6 protein-coding genes are annotated in these 5,785 nt (G+C 71.2%); 4 read left to right on the top strand and 2 right to left on the bottom strand.

All coding sequences use genetic code 11. The features are described 5' to 3' along the window. Positions 1 to 143 precede the first annotated feature (143 nt). Positions 144 to 533, bottom strand: coding sequence for a carboxymuconolactone decarboxylase family protein (locus ACZ60M_RS24065; protein ID WP_465421558.1), 390 nt, complete (start codon positions 531 to 533; stop codon positions 144 to 146). A gap of 219 nt (positions 534 to 752) precedes the next feature. On the opposite strand from ACZ60M_RS24065, the gene ACZ60M_RS24060 reads away from it, so the two are divergent. After that, positions 753 to 2,144 (top strand): collagen-binding domain-containing protein, encoded by a 1,392-nt coding sequence (locus ACZ60M_RS24060; protein ID WP_465421557.1) that lies wholly within the window; start codon positions 753 to 755, stop codon positions 2,142 to 2,144. A 110-nt stretch (positions 2,145 to 2,254) separates the two neighbouring features. Continuing rightward, positions 2,255 to 2,920, top strand: coding sequence for a YoaK family protein (locus ACZ60M_RS24055; RefSeq protein WP_465421555.1), 666 nt, complete (start codon positions 2,255 to 2,257; stop codon positions 2,918 to 2,920). Between the two features lie 6 nt (positions 2,921 to 2,926). On the opposite strand, the gene ACZ60M_RS24050 is transcribed toward ACZ60M_RS24055, so the two are convergent. Then, a complete protein-coding gene (locus ACZ60M_RS24050; RefSeq protein WP_465421553.1) occupies positions 2,927 to 3,928 on the bottom strand; it encodes a TIGR01777 family oxidoreductase in 1,002 nt (333 codons plus the stop codon). Positions 3,929 to 4,086: 158 nt separating this feature from the next. On the opposite strand from ACZ60M_RS24050, the gene ACZ60M_RS24045 reads away from it, so the two are divergent. Both ACZ60M_RS24045 and ACZ60M_RS24040 read left to right on the top strand, forming a co-directional pair. Next, positions 4,087 to 4,974, top strand: coding sequence for a transglycosylase SLT domain-containing protein (locus ACZ60M_RS24045; protein ID WP_465421551.1), 888 nt, complete (start codon positions 4,087 to 4,089; stop codon positions 4,972 to 4,974). Positions 4,975 to 5,113: 139 nt separating this feature from the next. After that, the gene (locus tag ACZ60M_RS24040; protein WP_465421549.1) at positions 5,114 to 5,776 is read left to right on the top strand and encodes a pentapeptide repeat-containing protein; all 663 of its coding nucleotides are present in this window, start codon (positions 5,114 to 5,116) and stop codon (positions 5,774 to 5,776) included. The last annotated feature ends 9 nt before the right edge of the window (positions 5,777 to 5,785 follow it).

Here is a 5,785-nt window from a genome sequence, read left to right as displayed (position 1 = left end):
AGCAAAAGGCAAAAAGAACAGACACAAAAAAAAAAAAAAACCACCCCCCCCCCCCCCCCCTCCCCCAACCCCCCCCCCCCCCCCCCCCCCGCCCGCCCCCCCCCCCCCCCCCCCCCCCCCCACCGGCATTTCACGATCAGCGTTCAGCTTGCGGCATCGCGGGCGGCGAAGACCTCCCTCGCGGCCTCGACGGCGTTGATGGCGGCGGGGAAGCCCGCGTAGACGGCGATCTGGATGAGCGCTTCGACCACCTCGGTCCTGGTGCAGCCGGCGTTGAGGGCGCCGTTGATGTGGAATCGCAGCTGCGGGGCTGCGTTGCCCAGCGCCGCGAGCGCGCCGATGGTGACGAGCTCGCGGTCGCGCAGGTCGAGTTCGGGACGGGTGAGGACGTCCCCGTAGGCGAATTCGGCGATGAACCGGCCCAGATCGGGGGCGATGTCCGCCAGTGAGGAGACCACGGTCGGCTCGGCTTCACCCGAAAGGTGCCGCAGGGTCTTCATGCCGCGCTCGTGGCGCTCGTCGGGATGCTCCATGGGGAATCCTCCATTCGCGTGAGGGTTGGATTCGCTTGCCCCACAAGGTCAATCCTCCATTACCGGGCTGCGGGACCGCAAGTTCCCGGATGGCGGCACTGTGGCCGGATCTGTCCGATCAGGGCGTTTCGCACCATGTGCCGGGCGTCCGCGTTGCTAGGCTCGGGCGCGACTCCCCCCACCAGCAGTCGACCATCGTCCACTCCAGGGGGAACCGCAATGCCGAAGTCGAAGTCCAGGGCCCGGACGGGCCGCCTCACCGCGGTCGGCGCCGTCGGCATTGCGGCGGCCGCGGCCATCGCCGCAGCAGGCCACGCCCCGTTCGCGCAGGCCCAGCCGACCGCCAGCAATCCGCTCGAAAGCGCGCTCGGGTACAACGCGTTCGTCGAGAACGACACGACCCTCGTCTCGCTGGAGTCGGAGGGGCCCATCGCGACCGGCGGCGACCTGACCGTCGGCGGCATCTACAACGTCTCGCTCCACAGCACCGGGACGTTCACCGACGGCAGCGACGCGCAGCCGAGCGCGCTGGTCGTGGGCGGCGGGATCGACTTCGCGGGCAGCGAGACCGGCGGCGAGATCCGGGTGCTCAACCAGGGGTACGTGAAGGTCGGCGACCTCTCGGGCACCGACGTGCTCATCGAGGACGCCAACGGCGCCAGCGTCTCCACGCGGCTGGTCGCCTCCGGGGAGGCGTACGACAGCACACCGCGGGTGGGCCTGACGGTCCAGCAGCCGGTGGACTCGGTCGGTCCGGCCACGCCGATCGACTTCGAGGCGGCGTTCACCGAACTCCGGCTCAGGGCGACGGGCCTCGCCGGGTGCTCGAACACGGTGACCATGACCGACCCGAACGGGGCGGAGGTCGAGAAGGGGTCGGTGGCGTCGGGGCAGCAGATCCGGATCTCGCTCGAACCGGCGCCGGGCTCGGGCGACCCGGGCATGACCAACGTCCTCAACGTCACCGGCGAGGACCTCGACAACATGGCGAACCTGACGTTCCTCAACCCGCCCACTGAGGACGGCCCGCTGGTCATCAACGTCGACACGTCGGGGACCGGCGGCGTGTTCGACTGGGACGTGAAGACGCAGGCGGGCATCGGCGGGACGCAGGCGCCCTACATCCTGTGGAACTTCAGCGACACGACCGACCTGACGATCGCCTCGGGCGACACGGTCGAGGGGAGCATCCTCGCCCCGAACGCCTCGTACCTCGACGTGAGCCCGACGAACGTGGAGGGGCAGATCGTGGTGAAGGAGGCGAGTCTCGGGTCGATCGGCCAGAACGGCGGCGAGATCCACTACCACCCGTTCGCCGGTGAGCTGCTTTGCCGGACCCCCGACCCCGATCCGGTAGACCCCGAGCTCCCCGTCGTGCCGCCGGGCGACGGCGACGGCGACGGCGACGGCGACGGGGGCACGGACGGGCCGAGTACAGAGGGACCGGGTACCAACGGGTCGAACGGAACCGGATCCGGGACCGGCAACGACGGCCTCGCCGCCACCGGCGGCGACATGCGGGCGTTCGTGATCGCGGCGGCGGCGCTGGTGGCGGTCGGTGCGGTGGCGCTGTTCGCGGTGGGCCGCAGGCGGGTGGAGAAGCCGGAGTAGCGCGGCGGGTCGTCCGGGAGGGCGCCCGCCACCGGGGTTAGCCTGGGCCGCATGTGGCACCGCCTCGACCCCTCCGCTCCCGCACGGCCGCATCGAGACGGCGGTGCCGGATGAAACCCGCGACGCCCACGCCCGCGCACGCCTGGACCGCGCTCGTGCTGACCGCGATCGCCGGGGCGGTCGACGGCGCCGGGTTCCTCAGCCTGAGCCAGCAGTTCGTCGCGAACCAGACCGGGAACGCGGTCCTGCTCGCGGTCGCCGTCTCGGGCGAGCTGACCGGCCGCGACGACGGGCTCTCGCCCGTCGGCCCCCTGTGGTCGCTGCTGGGGTTCTCGGTGGGCGCGGTGCTCGCGTCGCTGGCGACGCGCCGCCACGTGCTCACGAGCTTCGGCGTGCCGCTGCTCATGGTCGTCGAGGTCGTCATGCTCGGCATGGCGGGCCTGACACAGGACTTCGAACTGGCGATCGCGTTGGCGGCGTTCGCGATGGGCGTGCAGAGCATCCACGCGGCGCGGATCGGGCTGTCGGGCGTCTCGACCACGGTGCTGACCGGGACGCTGATCGCGCTGTTCGTCAACCTCTCGGGAGGGCGCCGGGGCCTGCGGTCCGCGCGGCTGCAGGCCGGGGTGTGGGCGGTGTACCTGGTCGCGGCCGGTCTCGGTTCGATGCTGGCGCACGCGGTGTCGTTCGGCGCGGTGTGCTGGACCGCCGCGGCGGTGGCCGCCGCGATGGCGGTAGCGGCGTACGTCGAGGCGCACCGGGGCGCGCTCGCCTGACGCCGATCAGCTGCCGGTGAGGGCCCGCACGGCCTTGAGCCCGGGGCGGCGCACGAGCGGCCACTTCCTGGCGGCGGCGGTGCGCCGGGCGAGGTCGTCGGCGGCGGCCTCCCAAGCAGGGTAGGAGAACGCGAACCCGGCGTCCTCGAGGCGGCCGGGGATCACGCGGCGGCTCTTGAACAGCAGTTCGGTGTCGCTGCGGAGCGCGAACGCGCCGACTTCGGCCATCCATTTCGCGGCGGGGAGGCCGAAGTGGCCGCCCCAGGCGCGCCGGATCGTGCGCATGAGGTCCTTCTGCCGGAGGGGATGCGGCGCGGCCAGGTTGACCGGCCCGGCGAGGCTCTCGTGGTCGATGAGGAACTGGACGGCGCGCACGAAGTCGGCTTCGTGGATCCACGACACGAACTGGCGCCCGCCCGCGACGGGCCCGCCGAGGCCGAGCAGGGTCATGCGGGAGAGCATGTCGAAGACCGAGCCGCGGTCGGTGCTCATGACCATCGCCGAGCGGAGCGCGACCTTGCGGGTGTGCGGGGTGTCGGCCTCGTCGAGGGTCCGCTCCCAGGCCTCTGCGATGTCGATGCTCTTGCGCCAGTACGCGGGCACGTCGGGTTCGCGGCCGCCGATGACGCCGGTGGCCTCGTCGTTCGCGCGGTCGAACGTGTGGGCGTAGATCGTCGCGGTGCTCATCTGGAGCCACACGGCCGGAGGCCGGTCCGCGGCGGCGATCGCCTGCCCGACGACGCGGGTGGAGTCGACGCGGGAGTCCATCATCGCGGCAAGGTTCTCGGGGGTGTAGCGGCAGCTCACGCTGCGACCGGCGAGGTTGATGACGACGTCGGCGCCGTCGACCGCTTCGGTCCAGGGGCCGAGGGTGCGGCCGTCCCAGTGAACGTGGTGGGGGCGCGAGGGGCTGCGGGTGAGGACGACGAGGCGGTGACCGGCGGCGAGGAGGCCGCGTTCGAGGACGGCGCCGACATGGCCGGTCCCGCCGGGGATGACGATCTTCATGGGGGTTCCTCCTTCCCTGCCGAGCCTACTCCGATTCTTGAACACGTTCAAATACTTTCTGCGGTCGCGGAGCGAGACGATCCGCACACTCTTCAGGCCCCCCACACTGGACTCCCGATCGGTACGCTGACCACACCGAACCCCTGAAGGACCCCTCGATGACCGACATCCCCCTCGACTACGGCCCCGACGAAGACGACGAGGAGCGCACGCCGCGCACCTGGATCGTGATGTTCGTACTGCTCTTCGTCACCGTCGGCATCCTCGCCTACGTGCTGCTCCCCTCGGGCGGCGACGGCGGAGGGACCGCCGCATCCGCCACGACCTCGCCCGCGGCCGAGACCGAGTCGGAGAACCCCCGGCCGACGCCGAGCCCCTGGCCGAGCCCGGAGCAGCTGACCGAGCCCGCGCCGAGCATCGAGGAGACGACCAGTGCGGCCGAGACCACGGGCGCGGCGCTGCCGACCGTGCCGGTCTCGGAACACCCCCCTTGCACCACATACCTCGACGGCGGCCCCGTCTCCGCCTCGGAAGCCGAAGCGGCCCTGGAGGAAGCGGCCGACACCCAGTTCTGGACGAACTCCAGCGTCGACGTCCCGCACGACCTCATCAAGGCGGTGGCGTGGATGGAGAGCGGCTGGCAGTCCGACATCGTCGCGTGCGACGCGGGAACCGGCCTCATGCAGATCCAGCCCGAGACCGAGTCGTTCATCAACGAGCGGTTCGAGCTCGGCCTCGACCGCACTGAGGTCGAGGAGAACGCGATGCTCGGCAGCGCACAGCTGCAGTGGCTCGCGAAGTACTTCTCCGTCAACTACTTCGACGGCTCCGACCCGGGCAGCTACTCGCTGGAGGACGACTGCGGGCGGGACGAGGCCGTGCCCGACCATCTGGAGCGGTGCCTGCTCAACGCCGTGATCTCCGCGTACCAGGCGGGTTTCGGCACCGTCGAGGCGGTGCTCGACGCCGGAGGGAACCCCGACTACACGAACCCGCAGTACATCGAGACGGTCCGAGCGCTGCTCGAACTGCGCCCCTGGGAGTGAGCGGGCCCGACCGCGAGCACGTGCCGCCCGACCGCCGCCGCATCTGATGCGACGGAGGCCACATTTCGCGCGCTCGCGCCCGCGAAAATGTCGGCACGGTCGCGTAGCCTGCCCGGGTCACGATGACCTTGGAGGCTCGGTGAAGTTCAGGAAGATCGACGACAAGCGTTCCATGCGCAGGCCGCTCTGGGAGGCCGAGCGGTTGCGGCCGCTCGACGAGGAGCCCGAGCCGGACTTCGAGCTGAGCGAGCGTCTTGCCGACGGCTTGAAGTGGACCGGGGGCCAGGGCGACGGCAGCCTCGACCAGTCGCTGCTGCGCGGCGTCGACTTCTCGGGGACGGTGCTGTCGCCCTTCGAGATCGTCGATGTGCGGGTCGAGCGGTCGGTGCTGGCGAACGGCCGCTGGGAGCGGGCGACCGCGCGGCGGCTGGAGATCACCGACAGCCAGCTGGTGGGCTGGCAGGCGCAGTTCGCGCTGGCGCAGGACGTCTACATCGCCGACTGCCGGGCCGACTTCGCGGGCATCTCGATCGGCACGGCCAAGGGCCCGGTGGTCTTCGAGCGGTGCCGGTTCATGAACGCGACGTTCCTCGGCGACCTCTCGAAGGCCGTGTTCATCGACTGCGCGTTCCCGGGAGCGGACTTCTCGCGGGTCGGCAACGCCAAGGGCTGCGACCTGCGGCGCGCCGAGCTGTCGGGCATCACCGGCCTGATGAGCCTGCGCGGCGCGCTGATCACGGCCGACCAGGCGGTCGAGATCGCGGGCGAACTGGCGACCGCGGCCGGCTTCAAGCTGGCCTAGGCGGCGTTG

Source organism: Glycomyces sp. NPDC050141 (assembly GCF_055586545.1).
This window is presented reverse-complemented; position numbering and strand designations above follow the sequence as displayed.

Coding starts and splice junctions, on each gene's coding strand:
- ACZ60M_RS24045 (WP_465421551.1), top strand. CDS start 4,087: ATGACCGACATCCCCCTCGACTACGGCCCCGACGAAGACGACGAGGAG.
- ACZ60M_RS24065 (WP_465421558.1), bottom strand. CDS start 533: ATGGAGCATCCCGACGAGCGCCACGAGCGCGGCATGAAGACCCTGCGG.
- ACZ60M_RS24055 (WP_465421555.1), top strand. CDS start 2,255: ATGAAACCCGCGACGCCCACGCCCGCGCACGCCTGGACCGCGCTCGTG.
- ACZ60M_RS24050 (WP_465421553.1), bottom strand. CDS start 3,928: ATGAAGATCGTCATCCCCGGCGGGACCGGCCATGTCGGCGCCGTCCTC.
- ACZ60M_RS24060 (WP_465421557.1), top strand. CDS start 753: ATGCCGAAGTCGAAGTCCAGGGCCCGGACGGGCCGCCTCACCGCGGTC.